The 17338-nt window shown below is 55.3% G+C and carries 18 protein-coding genes and 1 other annotated feature; of the genes, 11 read left to right on the top strand and 7 right to left on the bottom strand.

The window, feature by feature from the left end; translation table 11 throughout:
- Positions 1–25: 25 nt before the first annotated feature.
- On the bottom strand, positions 26–1198 hold the full coding sequence (gene dacD, locus AC4OVS_RS08040; RefSeq protein ID WP_139153368.1) for a serine-type D-Ala-D-Ala carboxypeptidase DacD: 1173 nt from the start codon (positions 1196–1198) through the stop codon (positions 26–28).
- 191 nt (positions 1199–1389) lie between these two features.
- On the opposite strand from dacD, the gene sbcB reads away from it, so the two are divergent.
- A complete protein-coding gene (gene sbcB / locus AC4OVS_RS08035) occupies positions 1390–2826 on the top strand; it encodes an exodeoxyribonuclease I (protein ID WP_375792639.1) in 1437 nt (478 codons plus the stop codon).
- A gap of 121 nt (positions 2827–2947) precedes the next feature.
- Here the strand turns inward: sbcB and AC4OVS_RS08030 are convergent, their stop codons facing one another.
- The 4 genes from AC4OVS_RS08030 to AC4OVS_RS08015 all read right to left on the bottom strand — a co-directional run bounded on the left by AC4OVS_RS08030 (position 2948) and on the right by AC4OVS_RS08015 (position 6373).
- A complete protein-coding gene (locus AC4OVS_RS08030) occupies positions 2948–4306 on the bottom strand; it encodes an APC family permease (RefSeq protein WP_022648602.1) in 1359 nt (452 codons plus the stop codon).
- Entirely contained in the window at positions 4296–4358 is a 63-nt protein-coding gene (gene yoeI / locus AC4OVS_RS08025; protein WP_099458931.1) for a membrane protein YoeI, read from the bottom strand. The genes AC4OVS_RS08030 and yoeI overlap by 11 nt, the downstream gene beginning before the upstream one ends.
- Before the next feature lie 219 nt (positions 4359–4577).
- Positions 4578–5507 carry a LysR substrate-binding domain-containing protein gene (locus AC4OVS_RS08020; protein WP_491922307.1) on the bottom strand — a complete coding sequence of 310 codons (930 nt, stop codon included), beginning with the start codon at positions 5505–5507 and terminating at the stop codon, positions 4578–4580.
- Positions 5508–5548: 41 nt separating this feature from the next.
- Positions 5549–6373, bottom strand: a complete 825-nt coding sequence (locus AC4OVS_RS08015) for an SDR family oxidoreductase (protein WP_006811206.1) — start codon at positions 6371–6373, stop codon at positions 5549–5551.
- A 172-nt stretch (positions 6374–6545) separates the two neighbouring features.
- Between AC4OVS_RS08015 and hisL the strand changes: the two genes are divergently transcribed.
- From hisL to hisIE, 9 genes are all read left to right on the top strand, one after another.
- Positions 6546–6596 (top strand): his operon leader peptide, encoded by a 51-nt coding sequence (hisL, locus tag AC4OVS_RS08010; RefSeq protein WP_099516347.1) that lies wholly within the window; start codon positions 6546–6548, stop codon positions 6594–6596.
- Positions 6572–6695 (top strand) — a sequence feature (His leader region). Its footprint overlaps the gene before it by 25 nt.
- A 45-nt stretch (positions 6696–6740) precedes the next feature.
- Positions 6741–7640 carry an ATP phosphoribosyltransferase gene (gene hisG / locus AC4OVS_RS08005; protein ID WP_032623983.1) on the top strand — a complete coding sequence of 300 codons (900 nt, stop codon included), beginning with the start codon at positions 6741–6743 and terminating at the stop codon, positions 7638–7640.
- Positions 7641–7645: 5 nt separating this feature from the next.
- Positions 7646–8950, top strand: a complete 1305-nt coding sequence (gene hisD / locus AC4OVS_RS08000; RefSeq protein WP_491922306.1) for a histidinol dehydrogenase — start codon at positions 7646–7648, stop codon at positions 8948–8950.
- Positions 8947–10008: a histidinol-phosphate transaminase gene (gene hisC / locus AC4OVS_RS07995; protein ID WP_491922305.1), complete on the top strand. Its 1062-nt coding sequence runs from the start codon at positions 8947–8949 to the stop codon at positions 10006–10008. The genes hisD and hisC overlap by 4 nt, the downstream gene beginning before the upstream one ends.
- Positions 10005–11072: a bifunctional histidinol-phosphatase/imidazoleglycerol-phosphate dehydratase HisB gene (hisB, locus tag AC4OVS_RS07990; protein WP_038416352.1), complete on the top strand. Its 1068-nt coding sequence runs from the start codon at positions 10005–10007 to the stop codon at positions 11070–11072. The genes hisC and hisB overlap by 4 nt, the downstream gene beginning before the upstream one ends.
- Entirely contained in the window at positions 11072–11662 is a 591-nt protein-coding gene (gene hisH / locus AC4OVS_RS07985) for an imidazole glycerol phosphate synthase subunit HisH (protein WP_003859485.1), read from the top strand. The genes hisB and hisH overlap by 1 nt, the downstream gene beginning before the upstream one ends.
- Positions 11662–12399, top strand: a complete 738-nt coding sequence (gene hisA, locus AC4OVS_RS07980) for a 1-(5-phosphoribosyl)-5-[(5-phosphoribosylamino)methylideneamino]imidazole-4-carboxamide isomerase (RefSeq protein ID WP_150311903.1) — start codon at positions 11662–11664, stop codon at positions 12397–12399. The genes hisH and hisA overlap by 1 nt, the downstream gene beginning before the upstream one ends.
- Entirely contained in the window at positions 12381–13157 is a 777-nt protein-coding gene (hisF, locus tag AC4OVS_RS07975) for an imidazole glycerol phosphate synthase subunit HisF (protein WP_063868365.1), read from the top strand. The genes hisA and hisF overlap by 19 nt, the downstream gene beginning before the upstream one ends.
- A complete protein-coding gene (gene hisIE / locus AC4OVS_RS07970) occupies positions 13151–13762 on the top strand; it encodes a bifunctional phosphoribosyl-AMP cyclohydrolase/phosphoribosyl-ATP diphosphatase HisIE (protein WP_017693103.1) in 612 nt (203 codons plus the stop codon). The genes hisF and hisIE overlap by 7 nt, the downstream gene beginning before the upstream one ends.
- 39 nt (positions 13763–13801) lie before the next feature.
- On the opposite strand, the gene wzzB is transcribed toward hisIE, so the two are convergent.
- Positions 13802–14782, bottom strand: coding sequence for an LPS O-antigen chain length determinant protein WzzB (wzzB, locus tag AC4OVS_RS07965; RefSeq protein ID WP_126490542.1), 981 nt, complete (start codon positions 14780–14782; stop codon positions 13802–13804).
- A gap of 192 nt (positions 14783–14974) precedes the next feature.
- On the opposite strand from wzzB, the gene AC4OVS_RS07960 reads away from it, so the two are divergent.
- Positions 14975–15979, top strand: coding sequence for an NAD-dependent epimerase (locus AC4OVS_RS07960; RefSeq protein ID WP_395029107.1), 1005 nt, complete (start codon positions 14975–14977; stop codon positions 15977–15979).
- Positions 15980–16028: 49 nt separating this feature from the next.
- On the opposite strand, the gene ugd is transcribed toward AC4OVS_RS07960, so the two are convergent.
- The gene (gene ugd / locus AC4OVS_RS07955) at positions 16029–17195 is read right to left on the bottom strand and encodes a UDP-glucose 6-dehydrogenase (protein WP_046619190.1); all 1167 of its coding nucleotides are present in this window, start codon (positions 17193–17195) and stop codon (positions 16029–16031) included.
- Positions 17196–17338: the final 143 nt, after the last annotated feature.

The following is a 17338-nucleotide window of genomic DNA, read 5'->3' as shown; positions in this document are numbered from 1 at the left end:
AACACTGCCAGTCTGCCCGAAAAGGTTAGAGTTTATGATGCAGATAATCGCCGAGGCGGGAGAAAAGGCCGCCCTTTTCAACGCGCTCCAGCGTAACCAATGGCCAGTGCGCTACCACCTTGTCACGATCGTACAGCTGGATCTCCCCTACCCGCTGATGCGCGGCGATCGGCGCTTCCAGCTCTTTTTTATCCATTACATATTTCGCCTTGATGTTCGGCACTTCCGTTTTGGGTAATGCCAGCCAGAAATCCTGATCCGTGCCCAGCGCGATCTGCTCTTTATCGCCATACCAGATGCGTTCGGTTCCCACTTTTTTGCCGTTATGCAGGATCTGCACCGTATCGAAATTTTGCTGTCCCCAGTGGAGCAGCTTGCGCGCCTGATCTTCACGTCCTTTCGGGCTGTCTGCCCCCATCACCACCGCAATCAGTCGACGCTGACCATCCACTGCGGAGGCGATCAGGTTAAAGCCCGCGCCCGAGGTGTGTCCCGTTTTCAGACCATCCACGTTCATGGTCTTATCCCACAGCAGGCCGTTGCGGTTCTGCTGAGTGATGCCGTTCCAGGTCAGACTCTTTTCGCTGTACATGTGGTAGAACTCAGGCTCGCCGTGGATGATGGCCCGGGAAAGCACGGCGAGATCGTAAGCGGAGCTGTGCTGACCCGGTGCATCCAGCCCGTGTACGGTTTCGAAGTGGGTATCGCGCAGGTTCAGCTTTTCAACGTAGTCATTCATCATCCTGACGAACTGCGGCTGACCGCCCGCCACGTGATCCGCCAGCGCCACGCAGGCGTCATTGCCGGAATCAACAATCAGGCCGCGGCTGAGATCGCGCACAGAAACCCGATCGCCCTGCTTCAGAAACATCAGAGACGAACCGTCAAAGACCGGATTGCCTTTTGCCCAGGCGTCACGTCCGACCGTCACAATGTCATCGGGGCTGATGCGGTGGCTATCAATGGCACGATCGACAACGTACCCCGTCATCAGTTTGGTCAGGCTCGCCGGATTACGCTGCTGATGTTCGTTGCCCGCCGTTAAGATTTGACCCGTGGTGTAATCCATCAATACCCAGGATCCTGCCTGGATGGCAGGCGGCTGAGGTGAAAAATCCAGCGGCTCGGCAGCCAACGCGGATGAAATACTCGAAGCGAGTAAAGAAACAGCAATAAACAGACGGCGTTTCAACGGTATATCCTCAGGTCAGTAAAAATCGATGACCTTTTTACGGGAGTTCTGATGTCGTTACCTGCCTTAATTGCAAAAAAATGTGACAGCACGCAGATTTTTTCGGAACAAATCTCGCAAATTTCTTGCCTGAAGGTGCTTTTTATTCGGACTGCTCACCCCAATCGTTTACCATAGAGACGTCAATTTTTAACAGGATGAGATTACTGGTGTCTGACTCTGCCGCGCGCCCGACTTTTTTGTTCCACGATTACGAAACCTTTGGCACCCATCCGGCGCTGGACCGACCGGCGCAGTTTGCGGCTATCCGAACCGATGACGAATTTAACGTCATCGGCGAACCCGAGGTGTTTTACTGTAAACCCGCCGATGACTATCTGCCGCAGCCGGGCGCGGTGATGGTGACGGGCATCACGCCTCAGGAAGCGCGGGATAAAGGCGTTAGCGAAGCAGAATTTGCCCGTCGCATCCACGACCTGTTCACGGTGCCTGATACCTGCGTGGTGGGTTACAACAACATCCGTTTTGACGATGAAGTGACGCGCAATATCTTCTACCGCAACTTCTACGATCCGTATGCCTGGAGCTGGCAGAACCGCAATTCGCGCTGGGATTTGCTGGATATTATGCGCGCCTGCTATGCGCTGCGCCCGGAGGGAATTAACTGGCCGGAGAACGACGACGGCTTGCCGAGCTTCAGGCTCGAGCACCTGACGCGGGCCAACGGCATCGAGCACAGCAACGCCCACGACGCGATGGCAGACGTCTACGCGACCATCGCTATGGCGAAGCTCGTAAAAACCGCGCAGCCGCGCCTGTTTGAGTATCTGCTGAGCCATCGCAGCAAGCAAAAGCTGATGACGCTGATTGACGTGCCGCAGATGAAACCGCTGGTGCATATTTCAGGGATGTTCGGTGCGTGGCGCGGGAACACAAGCTGGGTGGCGCCGCTTGCCTGGCATCCGGACAACCGTAACGCCGTCATCATGGTGGATCTTGCCGGGGATATCTCGCCGCTGCTTGAGCTCGACAGCGACACCTTACGTGAACGGCTCTATACGCCGAAAGAGGCGCTGGGTGACCTGCCAGCCGTACCGGTAAAACTGGTGCACATCAATAAATGCCCGGTGCTTGCGCAGGCCAACACGCTGCGCCCGGAAGACGCCGACCGGCTGGGGATTAACCGTCAGCACTGCCTCGATAACCTGAAAGTGCTGCGCGACAACCCGCAGGTGCGCGAGAAAGTCGTCGCCATTTTTGCCGAAGCAGAGCCGTTCATGCCGTCTGATAATGTGGATGCGCAGCTTTATAACGGCTTCTTCAGCGATGCCGATCGCGCGGCGATGAACATCGTGCTGCAAACCGACCCGCGTAACCTGCCCGCGCTGGATATCACCTTCGCAGATAAGCGCATTGAGAAGCTGATGTTCAATTATCGCGCGCGTAACTATCCCGGCTCGCTGGATGAAGCAGAGCAGGAGCGCTGGTTACAGCATCGGCGCAACGTGTTTACGCCGGAGTTTCTTAATAGCTACGCCCAGGAGCTGGAGATGCTTTACGGCCAGTATGAAGGGAATGCTGAGAAACAGGCGCTGCTGAAAGCGCTGTTCCAGTACGCGCAAGAAATTGTCTGAGTAGCGGGTACAAAAAAGCCGGAGGCGATGTCTCCGGCTTTTTTTTGCCGGGTGGCGCTAACGCTTACCCGGCCTACAAAACTGTAGGTCGGGTTGAGCATAGCCGCCACCCGACACAGTCTTACGCGACGTCTTCGTACTGAGGAACCGGGTTGCGGAAGCTCTTCGTTACGCAAGCCAGGTAAATCAGACCGATTGCACCCCAGATCAGACCCAGAACCATTGAGCTCTCTTCCAGATTGATCCACAGGGCGCCCACCGTCAGGGCACCACACACTGGCAGCACCAGATAGTTGATGTGGTCCTTCAGCGTCTTGTTGCGCTTCTCACGGATCCAGAACTGCGAAATCACGGAGAGGTTAACGAAGGTGAACGCCACCAGCGCACCAAAGTTAATCAGCGCAGTGGCCGTTACCAGGTCGAACTTGATTGCCAGCAGGGCAATTGCGCCCACCAGCAGCACGTTCCACGCCGGGGTACGCCATTTCGGATGCACGTAACCAAAGAAGCGAGTTGGGAACACACCGTCACGGCCCATCACGTACATCAGACGAGAAACGCCCGCGTGCGCTGCCATACCGGATGCCAGTACGGTGACGCTGGAGAAGATCAGCACGCCCCACTGGAAGGTTTTACCCGCCACGTACAGCATGATTTCAGGCTGCGATGCATCCGGATCTTTAAAGCGAGAGATATCCGGGAAGTACAGCTGTAAGAAATAAGACGCACCGATGAAGATCAGGCCGCCAATCAGCGCGGTCAGGAAAATCGCTTTCGGGATCACGCGCTCGGCATCTTTGGTCTCTTCAGACAGAGAAGAGATACCGTCGAAGCCCAGGAACGAGAAGCACAGGATAGTCGCCCCGGTGATCATCGGCACAACGTGCGCACCTTCAGACCAGAACGGACGGGTGCTGGTCAGCGTACCTGCGCCTTCACCGTGGGAAACGCCGTAGATGATCAGCCCAACGATAACCGCAACAATCCCCATCTGAAGGATCACGATCAGGGTGTTGAAGTTAGCCACGGTCTTGATGCTGCGCAGGTTAGAGATGGTCATAAAGGCCACCAGCGCCACAACGAAGATCCACGACGGTACAGAAGGTACCAGCGCTTCGAAGTAAATTTTTGCCAGCAGAATGTTGATCATCGGCATGAACAGGTAGTCCAGCAGTGATGACCAGCCCACCATAAAGCCAACAGCCGGGCTAATGGATTTCTGAGCATAGGTGTACGCAGAGCCTGCGGACGGGAAACGGCGAACCAGTTTACCGTAGCTCAGCGCTGTAAAGAGAATGGCGACCAGTGCAAAGGCGTACGCCGTTGCAACGTGACCGTCAGTAAGGCCTGATACGATACCGAATGTATCGAACAGCGTCATCGGTTGCATATAGGCAAGGCCCATCATAACAACCGGAATCAACGTAAGCGTTTTACGTAATTCCACGCGAGAGGTGTTTGGAGTTGCGTTATGCGACATAGTTATTCTCCTTTACGGTGATAACCGCCACGTAAGCGAAAAATTGCCCCATTTCTTTCTTCCTCAGCGACAACAACTGTCGGATTTTAGTAAATATCTATCCGGTACGAAGCCCGGCCTCTTGGTTTTTAGTTTCGTTTCGTACATGCAAAAAAAAATAACCGACGCCTTTTATATCGTCGATTATTCATTTGTTTGCAGCGGCGGCATTTTGCCCTATTCCAGATAAAAAAGGCAATACATTGAGAAACCTGCCCATAAATTAATTTTACTAACTGGTTGATTTCCCATCATCTGCCTGAGTGTAAACTGTCGCGATAGCACTATTTGCTAAAATTTCGTCTCGCCACCAGGCGCTGGCAAGCCCGGCGGTCTGTTCATTCCAGCCCACCCATACCGATTCGTTACTGCTCTGCGCTAAAACCTGTTTTTCCACCAGCGCGCCGCTTTCAATAAAGCGCTGTGCTAAATAACGGGGAAGGTAGCCGCACCCCAGGCCGCTTATTTGCAGTTCCAGCTTGGTTTTAAAATCAAAAACGGTGATGGCCTCCTGCTCATCCAGAAGCTGCGATGAAATGCCGCACTCGGGGCGGGAGCTGTCTCCCACCACAATGGCGCGGTGGTTTTTAATGACGCGTCTTGAAACAGGCTCCGGTTCATTCGCCAGCGGGTGATGAGGCGCAACGGCAAAAACCTGCTCCAGAACACCCAGCCGCGCAAAACCAAATTCGCTCAACTGGGGAGGCTCATGCAGCGCCCCAACGATGATATCCGCCCTGCCCTGCGTCAGGGCCTCCCAGGAACCGCCCAGCACGCCATTGATAAAAACCAGCCGGGTGACGCTGTGGCGCTGATAGAACGCCTCAATAAGCGGGGTAAGCAGGGAGAAAGGGAATGTATCATCAACCCCAATCACCAGCTCATTTTCCCAGCCCTGGTGAAGTTTGACGGCCTGTTTTTCCAGCTCGCGAACCGTATGCAGCACGTCACGCCCTTTTTCCAGCAGCATCTGCCCAGTACGGGTGAAACGCGCGCGATGGCCAGTGCGGTCAAGAATTTGAATATTAAGATCGCTCTCGAGCTTTTGCACGGTGTAGCTCAGAGCCGAAGGGGTTTTATAGAGCTTCGCCGAGGCGGCGGCAAAGCTCCCCTCTTTTTCCAGCGCATCCAGAATAACAAGAACATCCAGCAGCGGTTTCATCTTCGCCCCCTTGCGGTGTGCGATGGCCTCCGCCGGCGCAATTATTCCATGGGCATAACCAGCGGATCGGGATACTGATATTCAAATCCCAGTTCATGGCAAATACGATTGCCATCAATAATTTTGCCTTTGCGCTCCCCCTGCGCCTCACTGAACACCGGCGGCGCCAGACCCAGCTGGCGCGCCATCAGCGGATAAAAGGTGCTGCGTGGCGGATGCGAAGGCGCACATATATTATAGATGTGCCCCCCTTTCGGAGCCTGTAAAAGCAGCTCTATCGCACCGATAACATCTTCAAGGTGTACAAGGTTAACGCCGTGCTGACCATCCGGCGCGGATTTACCGGCAAAGAAGCGTCCCGGATGACGCCCCGGCCCCACCAGCCCGGCGAGGCGTAAAATATCCACCTGCGTGCCAGGCAGATTGTGCAGCCAGTCTTCCAGCTCTTTCAGTACCCGTCCGCTGGCGGTTACCGGACGGCGCTCGGTGTTTTCTTTCGCCGTACCGTCGATATCGCCATAGACGGAGGTCGAGCTGGTGAAAATGATACGCGGAATATGGTGCGCCAGGGCGCTGTCGACAATCTCCTGCACCGCCTGCAGGTAAAACGTCTCGCCCGGCCCGCTGCGCCGCGCCGGTAAGGTAATGACCAGCGCGTCCACATTCATCAGTTCATCCAGCTCGTCGGTATCGCAGATAAGCTCGGGTTCGAGACGCAGCTCGACACCATCAATGCCGCACATGCGCGCCGCCTCAACCCCGTCCCGCGTGGTCTTACTCCCTGTCACCTGCCAGCCTTTCGCGGCTAATGACATCGCCAGTGGCATTCCTAACCACCCTAATCCGACAATCGCGACCTTTTTCATGACATTCTCCGCTTAACGACGCCTGTTATAAGGCTACGCCAGCCTTATGGAACGCACAATTCATACCATCAATATGAAATGAATTAATGATCAAAAAAAGCCCTTGCTTTATGGCGTACAACTGGTTTAGGTTAAAAGACATCAAATGCATAAGCATTCAACGAGAATTTATATGACACGCGTTCCTTTTAAAAACCACCATCATCACCATCATCCTGACTAGTCTTTCAGGCGATGTGTGCTGGAAGACGTTTGGATCTTCCAGTGGTGCATGAACGCATGAAAAAGCCCCCGGAAGATCTTCTTCCGGGGGCTTTTTTTTGGACCGCATTCAGACAGGTTAAAACAGGTTAACGAGGAACACAGAATGTTAGATAACTCACGTTTACGCATAGCTATTCAAAAATCAGGCCGTTTAAGCGATGATTCACGCGAACTGCTGGCCCGCTGCGGGATTAAAATCAACCTGCACACCCAGCGCCTGATCGCCCTGGCTGAAAATATGCCGATCGACATTCTGCGCGTACGTGATGACGATATTCCGGGCCTGGTCATGGATGGCGTCGTTGACCTCGGCATCATCGGCGAAAACGTACTGGAAGAAGAGTTATTAACCCGCCGCGCGCAGGGCGAAGATCCACGCTACTTTACCCTGCGTCGTCTGGACTTCGGCGGCTGCCGCCTGTCGCTGGCCACGCCGGTTGATGAAGCCTGGGATGGCCCGGCCGCGCTGAACGGCAAACGTATCGCCACCTCTTACCCTCACCTGCTGAAGCGTTACCTCGATCAAAAAGGCGTGCAGTTTAAATCTTGTCTGCTGAACGGCTCTGTTGAAGTGGCGCCACGCGCGGGCCTGGCCGATGCCATCTGTGACCTCGTCTCCACCGGCGCCACGCTCGAAGCGAACGGCCTGCGCGAAGTGGAGGTGATCTACCGCTCCAAAGCGTGCCTTATCCAGCGCGACGGCGAGATGGCGGAGGCTAAACAGCAGCTCATCGACAAGCTGCTGACCCGTATTCAGGGCGTGATTCAGGCGCGTGAATCCAAATACATCATGATGCATGCGCCAACCGAGCGCCTGGACGAAGTGATTGCCCTGCTGCCAGGTGCTGAGCGCCCAACCATTCTGCCGCTGGCGGGCGACCAGCAGCGCGTGGCGATGCACATGGTGAGCAGCGAAACCCTGTTCTGGGAAACGATGGAAAAACTGAAGGCGCTGGGCGCGAGTTCTATTCTGGTGCTGCCAATTGAGAAGATGATGGAGTAACGACCATGAGCTTTAACACAATCATCGACTGGAATACCTGTAGCGACGCGCAACAGCGCGAGCTGCTGATGCGCCCTGCAATTTCAGCCTCAGAGAGCATCACCCGCACCGTGGCGGAGATCCTCGATAACGTCAAAGCCCGCGGAGACGACGCGCTGCGCGAGTACAGCGCCAAGTTTGATAAAACTGAGGTCGACGCGTTACAGGTCACCGCACAGGAGCTCGCCGGGGCGGAAAGCCGCCTTGGGGATGAGATCAAACAGGCGATGGCCGTCGCAGTGAAAAATATTGATACCTTCCACACCGCGCAGAAATTGCAGGCGGTGGATGTGGAAACCCTGCCCGGCGTGCGCTGCCAGCAGGTGACGCGCCCGGTGGCGTCCGTTGGCCTCTATATTCCTGGCGGCTCTGCCCCGCTGTTTTCGACCGTCCTGATGCTGGCCACCCCGGCACGTATTGCCGGTTGTCAAAAGGTGGTGCTCTGCTCTCCGCCACCGATCGCCGATGAGATCCTGTATGCGGCGAAGCTGTGCGGCGTACAGGCGATCTATAAAGTGGGCGGCGCGCAGGCGATTTCCGCCCTGGCGTTCGGGACGGAGTCTGTTCCCAAAGTCGACAAAATCTTTGGCCCGGGTAACGCATACGTTACCGAAGCGAAGCGCCAGGTCAGTCAGCGTCTGGACGGCGCGGCGATTGATATGCCTGCCGGTCCGTCTGAAGTGCTGGTGATTGCCGACAGCGGCGCTACACCGGATTTCGTGGCCTCTGACCTGCTCTCGCAGGCCGAGCACGGCCCTGACTCGCAGGTGATTTTACTGACGCCAGATGCCGACATGGCAAAACGCGTGGGCGAGGCCGTTGAGCGTCAGCTGGCCGACCTGCCGCGTGCGGAAACGGCGCGTCAGGCGCTATCGGCCAGCCGACTGATTGTGGCTCGCGATATCGACCAGTGCATCGCCATCTCCAACCAGTACGGTCCTGAGCACCTGATTATTCAGACCCGTAACGCGCGCGATCTGGTCGACAGCATAACCAGCGCAGGCTCGGTGTTCCTCGGGGACTGGTCACCGGAATCCGCCGGGGATTACGCCTCCGGCACCAACCACGTGCTGCCCACGTATGGCTATACCTCAACCTGCTCCAGCCTGGGGCTGGCGGATTTCCAAAAGCGCATGACCGTGCAGGAACTCTCCCGCGAGGGATTTGCCTCGCTGGCGTCGACCATCGAAACCCTGGCCGCCGCCGAGCGCCTGACTGCCCACAAAAATGCCGTGACGCTGCGCGTTGCCGCCCTGAAGGAGCAAGCATGAACATCGAAGAATTAGCCCGCGAAAATGTCCGTCGCCTGACGCCCTATCAGTCTGCGCGTCGTCTCGGCGGGAACGGCGACGTCTGGCTGAATGCCAACGAATACCCCACGGCGGTGGCCTTTGAGCTCTCGCAGCAGACGCTGAACCGCTACCCGGAGTGTCAGCCGAAAGCGGTGATCGAGAACTATGCGCAGTACGCAGGCGTGAAGCCTGAGCAGGTGCTGGTCAGCCGCGGGGCGGATGAGGGGATTGAGCTGCTGATCCGCGCCTTCTGCGAGCCGGGTAAAAACGCGGTGATGTACTGCCAGCCCACCTACGGGATGTACAGCGTCAGCGCCGAAACCTTTGGCGTGGCCTGCCGCAACGTACAGGCGCTCGACAACTGGCAGCTGGATTTGCAGGGCATCGCCGATAACCTCGACGGCGTGAAGGTGGTGTTTGTCTGTAGCCCGAACAACCCGACCGGGCAGATTATCAATCCGCAGGATATCCGTTCCCTGCTGGAAATGACGCGCGGCAAAGCGCTGGTTGTGGCCGACGAAGCCTATATTGAGTTCTGCCCGCAGGCGACGCTGGCAGGCTGGATTGAAGAGTATCCACATCTCGTCGTGCTGCGTACCCTGTCGAAAGCCTTCGCTCTCGCCGGTCTTCGCTGCGGTTTTACGCTGGCAAATAAAGCGGTTATCGACCTGCTGCTGAAAGTGATCGCCCCGTATCCGCTCTCAACGCCAGTTGCCGATATTGCGGCACAGGCGCTGGCCCCGCAGGGCATCAGCGCGATGCGCGAGCGTGTGGTGCAGATCCTGGAGGAGCGTCAGTATCTAGTCGATGCCCTGAAAACGATTCCGTGCGTAGAGCAGGTGTTCGACTCGGAGACCAACTACGTTCTGGTGCGCTTCACCGCCTCAAGCGCGATATTTAAATCGTTGTGGGATCAGGGCATTATCTTACGAGACCAGAATAAACAACCTACCCTGAGCGGCTGCCTGCGTATTACCGTCGGCACCCGCGCGGAGAGCCAGCGCGTGATTGACGCCCTGAAAGCGGAGAAAGTATGAGTCAGAAGTATCTCTTTATCGATCGTGACGGCACCATCATCTCGGAGCCACCCAGCGATTTTCAGGTCGATCGTTTCGACAAGCTGGCCTTTGAACCCGACGTGATCCCGGTGCTGCTGAAGCTTCAGAAAGCAGGCTATAAGCTGGTGATGATCACCAACCAGGACGGTCTGGGCACCGACAGCTTCCCGCAGGCGGACTTTGACGGCCCGCACAACCTGATGATGCAGGTGCTGACCTCGCAGGGCATCGCCTTCGACGAGGTGCTGATCTGCCCGCACATGCCTGCCGACGAGTGCGACTGCCGCAAGCCAAAAGTGAAGCTTGTTGAGCGTTATCTGGCGGAAGAGGCGCTGGATAAAGCGAACAGCTATGTGATTGGCGATCGCCTCACGGACATCACGCTGGCCGAAAATATGGGCATTGCAGGCCTGCGCTATAACCGCGACACGCTAAACTGGGCGATGATTAGCGAGCAGCTCACCAGACGCGACCGCTATTCTCACGTAGAACGCAACACCAAAGAGACGCAGATCGACGTGAAGGTCTGGCTCGATCGTGAAGGCGGCAGCAAGATCCACACCGGGGTCGGTTTCTTCGACCACATGCTGGATCAAATCGCCACTCACGGCGGCTTCCGCATGGAGATCGCCGTTAAGGGCGACCTGTATATCGACGATCACCACACCGTGGAAGATACCGGCCTGGCGTTGGGCGAAGCCCTGAAGCTAGCGCTCGGCGACAAACGCGGCATCAACCGCTTCGGCTTTGTTCTGCCGATGGACGAGTGCCTGGCGCGCTGCGCGATGGATATCTCCGGGCGTCCGCACCTGGAATATAAAGCCGACTTCACCTACCAGCGCGTGGGCGATCTCAGCACCGAGATGGTGGAGCACTTCTTCCGCTCGCTTTCTTACACTATGGGCCTGACGCTGCATCTGAAAACCAAAGGCAAAAACGATCACCACCGCGTCGAGAGCCTGTTCAAAGCCTTTGGCCGTACCCTGCGCCAGGCGATCCGCGTGGAAGGTGACGCCCTTCCCTCGTCGAAAGGAGTGCTGTAATGAACGTGGTGATTCTGGACACCGGATGCGCCAACCTGAACTCCGTACAGTCGGCGATTATGCGCCACGGCTACGAGCCGGTGGTGAGCCGCGATCCGGACGTGGTGCTGCGCGCGGATAAACTCTTTCTGCCGGGCGTAGGCACCGCCCAGGCGGCGATGGATCAGATCCACGAGCGCGAGCTGGTGGATCTCATCAAAGCCTGTACTCAACCGGTGCTGGGCATTTGCCTCGGCATGCAGCTGCTTGGCCGCCGCAGCGAAGAGAGCAACGGCGTTGATCTGCTGGGCATTATTGAAGAAGACGTGCCGAAAATGACCGACCACGGCCTGCCGCTGCCGCACATGGGCTGGAACCGCGTTTATCCGAAGGCGGGCAACAGGCTGTTCCAGGGAATCGAAGACGGCGCGTACTTCTACTTCGTCCACAGCTACGCCATGCCCGTGAATACCTACACCATCGCCCAGTGCAATTACGGCGAGGCGTTCACCGCCGCCGTGCAGAAAGATAACTTTTACGGCGTGCAGTTTCACCCGGAACGCTCCGGCGCCGCCGGCGCGCAGCTGCTGAAAAATTTCCTGGAGATGTGATGATAATTCCCGCTTTAGATTTGATTGACGGCACGGTTGTTCGTCTCCATCAGGGTGATTACGGGCAGCAGCGCGACTACGGCAACGACCCGCTGCCGCGGTTACAGGCTTACGCCGCCGAGGGCGCTGAGGTGTTGCACCTGGTCGATCTGACCGGCGCGAAAGATCCGGCCAAACGCCAGATCCCGCTGCTTAAAACACTGGTGGCTGGCGTGGACGTCCCGGTGCAGGTGGGCGGCGGCGTGCGTACGGAAGCCGATGTTGCCGCCTTACTGGACGCGGGCGTGGCGCGCGTGGTGGTCGGTTCGACCGCTGTGAAAGATCCTGAGACGGTCAAGGGCTGGTTCCGCCGCTTCGGTGCGGATGCGCTGGTGCTGGCGCTGGATGTACGCATTGACGAGCAGGGTAATAAGCAGGTCGCGGTCAGCGGCTGGCAGGAAAACTCCGGCGTGACGCTGGAAGAGCTGGTTGAGATGTATCTCCCCGTGGGGCTAAAGCATGTGCTGTGCACGGATATTTCACGCGATGGTACGCTCGCAGGCTCTAACGTCTCGCTGTATGAAGAGGTTTGCGCGCGTTATCCGCAGGTAGCGTTCCAGTCCTCTGGCGGTATCGGCGACCTGGTGGATATCGCCGCTCTGCGCGGAACCGGTGTACGCGGCGTGATCGTGGGTCGCGCGCTGCTGGAAGGCAAATTTACGGTTAAGGAGGCGATTAAATGCTGGCAAAACGGATAATACCCTGCCTGGACGTGCGTGATGGTCAGGTTGTAAAAGGCGTGCAGTTCCGCAACCACGAGATCATTGGCGACATCGTTCCCCTGGCTAAACGCTATGCCGATGAAGGCGCAGACGAACTGGTATTTTACGATATCACCGCCTCCAGCGATGGCCGCGTGGTGGACAAAAGCTGGGTGGCGCGCGTGGCGGAAGTGATTGATATTCCCTTCTGCGTGGCGGGCGGGATTAAATCTGCTGACGATGCGGCGAAGATTCTCTCTTTCGGTGCGGACAAAATTTCCATTAACTCCCCTGCCCTGGCCGATCCGGAGCTGATTACGCGTCTGGCGGATCGCTTTGGCGTGCAGTGCATTGTCGTGGGGATCGACACCTGGTTTGATGCCGCAACGGGAAAATATCACGTCAACCAGTACACCGGAGATGAAAGCCGCACGCGCGTCACCCAATGGGAGACGCTGGACTGGGTGCAGGAAGTGCAAAAACGCGGTGCGGGTGAAATCGTGCTGAACATGATGAACCAGGACGGCGTTCGTAACGGTTACGACCTCGAGCAGCTGAAAAAAGTGCGCGCGGTCTGCCAGGTTCCGCTGATTGCTTCCGGCGGCGCGGGCACCATGGAACACTTCCTTGAAGCCTTCCGCGATGCGAACGTTGACGGCGCGCTGGCCGCTTCCGTGTTCCACAAACAGATTATCAATATTGGTGAGTTAAAAACGTACCTGGCCGACCAGGGCGTGGAGATCAGGGTATGTTAACAGAGCAACAACAGGCGCAGCTGGACTGGGAAAAAACTGACGGATTACTGCCGGTGGTTGTACAGCATGCCGTTTCAGGCGAAGTGCTGATGCTGGGATACATGAACCAGGAGGCACTGGCAAAAACGATCGACAGCGGCAAGGTGACGTTTTTCTCGCGCACCAAACAGCGCCTGTGGACGAAAGGGGAAACCTCGGGTCACTTCCTGAATGTGGTCAGCATTACGCCTGACTGCGACAACGACACCCTGCTGGTGCTGGTCAACCCGATTGGGCCGACCTGCCACAAAGGCACCAGCAGCTGCTTCGGCGAGGCGAGCCACCAGTGGCTGTTCCTCTATCAGCTGGAACAGCTGCTGGCAGAGCGTAAATCAGCGGATCCCGAGAGCTCATACACGGCGAAGCTGTACGCCAGCGGCACCAAACGTATTGCGCAGAAAGTGGGTGAGGAAGGCGTTGAAACGGCGCTGGCGGCCACCGTGCATGATCGGGAGGAGCTGACGAACGAAGCGTCGGATTTGATGTATCACCTGCTGGTGCTGCTTCAGGATCAGGAGCTGGATTTAACGACGGTGATTGAGAATCTGCGGAAACGGCATAAATAAAAAAAGACCGGGGAAACCCGGTCTTTTTTTGTATGTAAATCAGGCTCTTGGTTTGTAGTTTCTCAGCGCGTTACGGCCAAGGACGACAGCAGAACCGATGATCCCGCCGAGGAGAACGGCAAGGATGAGGGTGATGGCCTTTTTAGGGCTGTCACGCTTGATTGGCAGATCTGGTTTCATCACGTAACGATACACGTGTACTGTGTCTGGGTTAACATTGAGGTTTTCAATATCCAGTAAGTTCTTTTTGGTCTGATAGTAAGAGCCAGGGAAGACCAGCGGACGGGACGCCTCGTTATCAACCATTGATTTGAGCGCTACAGTACCAAGCAGGAACATGGTTTCCTGAGTGACATCCTGCGTTTGCTGAAGCTGCGGTGTATTGATCTTCGCGGCTTCCGCGTTCTTAAGCGCCTCAGAAATCTGCTTGATACGCAGATCTTTTTGCTCCTGTGCCACTTTTTCCTGGTTTTGAAGGGAGTCGTTCAGGGTTGTGATCTGTTGCTTGAGGTTGTCTCTGAGGTCAAGCGTCAATTCTTTTGCCGTTTGTTCGTCGACCTGTTGGATGTATTGGGCCAACTGCTTTTGCGCTGCTTCAGCAGAATCGCTCTGATAACTGACCGTTAAAGGTACACTCTGTCCCTTTACAGTAGGCTCAATGGTCAATTTCTCGGGAAATTCCTGGTTCTCCAACGCTTGCGCTAATGCTGAAAAAGAAGAATTAAAACGACCAATAGCCCGATTTTGTATATCTAATGTTGAAGGTGCTGCCCCACCGTAGAGGATATTCAACGCATTGGAATAAGTGGCGATTTGTGCCGCATCAGGTTGAGCTATGATGGCAGAGGATGTCCATTTCTCTTTAGCAACAGTGATGTAAACAAAGGCGAGAACAATGAAAGCAGCAACGAATGCCCCAATCACCCACTTCCCACGCCACAGCTGTAGCAATAAATCAAGTAAATCAATTTGCTCCGGGTCATTGTTGCGTGTGACCAGGTTGTTGTTGTTTTGCGTCATACTATCCCTAACAGATTAAAAAGGGCAAAAATAATCTCGTTTCCTTAGTGTATCTATTGCTGGCGATTTTTCTATAAGAATCCGATGAGTTATATCGGAAAGATGGGTTATGTAAGTGAAGTGCGACGCGCTATCATAGTCGGATTCTGATGTCCTGGGACATCAACAAGAACACTGTAAATGAGGGAAGCTATGAAATTTCTGGTTACGGGCGCGGCGGGCTTTATCGGTTCTCATGTCAGCAAGCGCCTGCTTGATGCAGGGCATGAAGTTGTTGGGATTGATAATCTGAATGATTACTATGATCCTAGCCTCAAGCTCGCTCGCCTCGATCTGCTCAAATCCGAGAGTTTCACCTTCCACAAGCTGGACTTAGCGGACCGCGAGGGCATGGCTGCGCTCTTCGCCAATGAAAAATTTGACCGCGTGATCCATCTTGCCGCACAGGCGGGTGTGCGTTACTCGCTGGAAAACCCGCATGCCTACGCAGATGCGAACCTGGTAGGTCACCTGAACGTGCTGGAAGGCTGTCGCCACAACAAGGTTCAGCATCTCCTGTATGCGTCATCCAGCTCTGTTTACGGCCTCAACCGTAAGATGCCGTTTTCTACTGACGACTCCGTAGACCATCCGGTATCCCTGTATGCCGCAACCAAAAAAGCCAATGAGCTGATGTCGCATACCTATTCGCATCTGTATAACCTGCCGACCACTGGCCTGCGCTTCTTTACCGTCTATGGCCCGTGGGGACGCCCGGACATGGCGCTGTTCAAATTCACCAAAGCCATGATTGACGGCAACAGCATCGACGTATACAACTACGGCAAGATGAAGCGCGACTTCACCTATATCGATGATATTGCGGAGGCGATTATTCGCCTACAGGACGTCATTCCTCAGGCCGATGCCGACTGGACGGTCGAAACCGGTTCGCCAGCAACCAGCTCTGCCCCGTATCGCGTGTATAACATCGGTAACAGTTCACCTGTCGAACTGATGGATTACATCACTGCGCTTGAAGAGGCGCTGGGCAAAGAAGCGGTGAAAAATATGATGCCGATCCAGCCGGGGGACGTGCTGGAGACCAGTGCGGACACCAAAGCTCTGTATGACGTTATTGGGTTTAAACCACAAACCTCAGTCAAAGAAGGCGTGAAAAACTTCGTCGACTGGTACCGCAACTTCTATAACGTTTAAAAACAAAAAACCCGGCAGATTGCCGGGTTTTTTTATATCACGATTTTGATTAGTCACTGCCGAACAAATCGCGGGTATAGACTTTATCTTTCACGTCCGCCAGCTCTTCCGCCATACGGTTGGAGATAATCACGTCCGCTTCTTTCTTAAACGCATCCAGATCGCGGATCACACGTGAATGGAAGAACTCGTCTTCCTGCATGGCCGGTTCATAAATAATGACCTGCACGCCCTTCGCCTTAATACGCTTCATGATCCCCTGAATGGAAGAAGCGCGGAAGTTATCGGAACCGCTCTTCATGATCAGGCGATACACGCCCACCACTTTCGGCTGACGCGCGAGAATGGAATCTGAGATGAAGTCTTTACGCGTGCGGTTGGCATCCACAATGGCAGAAATCAGGTTGTTCGGCACCGCCTGATAGTTTGCCAGCAGCTGCTTGGTATCTTTTGGCAGGCAGTAACCACCGTAACCGAAGGACGGGTTGTTGTAGTGGTTACCGATACGCGGGTCGAGACACACGCCCTCGATGATCTGACGGGTATTCAGACCTAAACTCTCGGCATAGCTGTCCAGCTCGTTGAAGTAAGCCACGCGCATGGCCAGATAGGTGTTAGCGAAAAGCTTAATCGCTTCTGCCTCGGTGGAATCGGTGAACAGCACCGGCACGTCTTTTTTAATGGCGCCTTCCTGGAGCAAGGCAGCAAAACGCTCTGCACGCTCGGAACGCTCGCCAATCACGATACGGGATGGGTGCAGGTTATCGTATAACGCCCTGCCCTCGCGGAGAAACTCCGGCGAGAAGAAGACATTATCAATACCCAACTCTTCTTTAATCGATTTGGTGAAGCCTACTGGAATCGTCGACTTGATGATCATCACCGCATTAGGGTTGATTGACGTAACGTCTTTGATCACCGCTTCAACGGTTGAGGTATTGAAGTAGTTAGTTTTAGGATCGTAGTCGGTCGGCGTGGCAATGATGACAAAATCCGCATCGCGGTAAGCGTCTTCTTTGTCCGTGGTAGCGCGGAAATTAAGCGACTTATTAGAAAGGTAATCCTGAATCTCTTTATCGACAATCGGAGACTTCTTCTGATTGAGCATATCCACTTTGGCCTGCACGATGTCCAGCGCAACCACTTCATGGTTTTGTGCAATCAGAATACCGTTAGAGAGACCAACATAGCCTGTTCCGGAGATAGTTATTTTCATTTACTTGACTTCTTCAGTATGAGTTTCGGGTGGCATCCAGAAGCCCACCACAATAGTTAACTGGTGATTTTTTATCGCTAATACCAATTCGATGTCAAGATTCATGCCTTGTCTGACCAGTGACTAAATCTAGAATCCGAAAC

The organism is Enterobacter sp. 4974935 (assembly GCF_058661735.1).
Note: the sequence above shows the minus strand (reverse complement) of the source record. Positions and strands in the feature narration are given on the sequence as shown.

What these genes read in the sequence shown, in the direction of transcription:
- sbcB (WP_375792639.1), top strand. Translation starts at nt 1,390, where the DNA reads ATGAGATTACTGGTGTCTGACTCTGCCGCGCGCCCGACTTTTTTGTTC.
- AC4OVS_RS08030 (WP_022648602.1), bottom strand. Translation starts at nt 4,306, where the DNA reads ATGTCGCATAACGCAACTCCAAACACCTCTCGCGTGGAATTACGTAAA.
- AC4OVS_RS08020 (WP_491922307.1), bottom strand. Translation starts at nt 5,507, where the DNA reads ATGAAACCGCTGCTGGATGTTCTTGTTATTCTGGATGCGCTGGAAAAA.
- AC4OVS_RS08015 (WP_006811206.1), bottom strand. Translation starts at nt 6,373, where the DNA reads ATGAAAAAGGTCGCGATTGTCGGATTAGGGTGGTTAGGAATGCCACTG.
- hisG (WP_032623983.1), top strand. Translation starts at nt 6,741, where the DNA reads ATGTTAGATAACTCACGTTTACGCATAGCTATTCAAAAATCAGGCCGT.
- hisD (WP_491922306.1), top strand. Translation starts at nt 7,646, where the DNA reads ATGAGCTTTAACACAATCATCGACTGGAATACCTGTAGCGACGCGCAA.
- hisC (WP_491922305.1), top strand. Translation starts at nt 8,947, where the DNA reads ATGAACATCGAAGAATTAGCCCGCGAAAATGTCCGTCGCCTGACGCCC.
- hisB (WP_038416352.1), top strand. Translation starts at nt 10,005, where the DNA reads ATGAGTCAGAAGTATCTCTTTATCGATCGTGACGGCACCATCATCTCG.
- hisH (WP_003859485.1), top strand. Translation starts at nt 11,072, where the DNA reads ATGAACGTGGTGATTCTGGACACCGGATGCGCCAACCTGAACTCCGTA.
- hisA (WP_150311903.1), top strand. Translation starts at nt 11,662, where the DNA reads ATGATAATTCCCGCTTTAGATTTGATTGACGGCACGGTTGTTCGTCTC.
- hisF (WP_063868365.1), top strand. Translation starts at nt 12,381, where the DNA reads ATGCTGGCAAAACGGATAATACCCTGCCTGGACGTGCGTGATGGTCAG.
- hisIE (WP_017693103.1), top strand. Translation starts at nt 13,151, where the DNA reads ATGTTAACAGAGCAACAACAGGCGCAGCTGGACTGGGAAAAAACTGAC.
- wzzB (WP_126490542.1), bottom strand. Translation starts at nt 14,782, where the DNA reads ATGACGCAAAACAACAACAACCTGGTCACACGCAACAATGACCCGGAG.
- AC4OVS_RS07960 (WP_395029107.1), top strand. Translation starts at nt 14,975, where the DNA reads ATGAAATTTCTGGTTACGGGCGCGGCGGGCTTTATCGGTTCTCATGTC.
- ugd (WP_046619190.1), bottom strand. Translation starts at nt 17,195, where the DNA reads ATGAAAATAACTATCTCCGGAACAGGCTATGTTGGTCTCTCTAACGGT.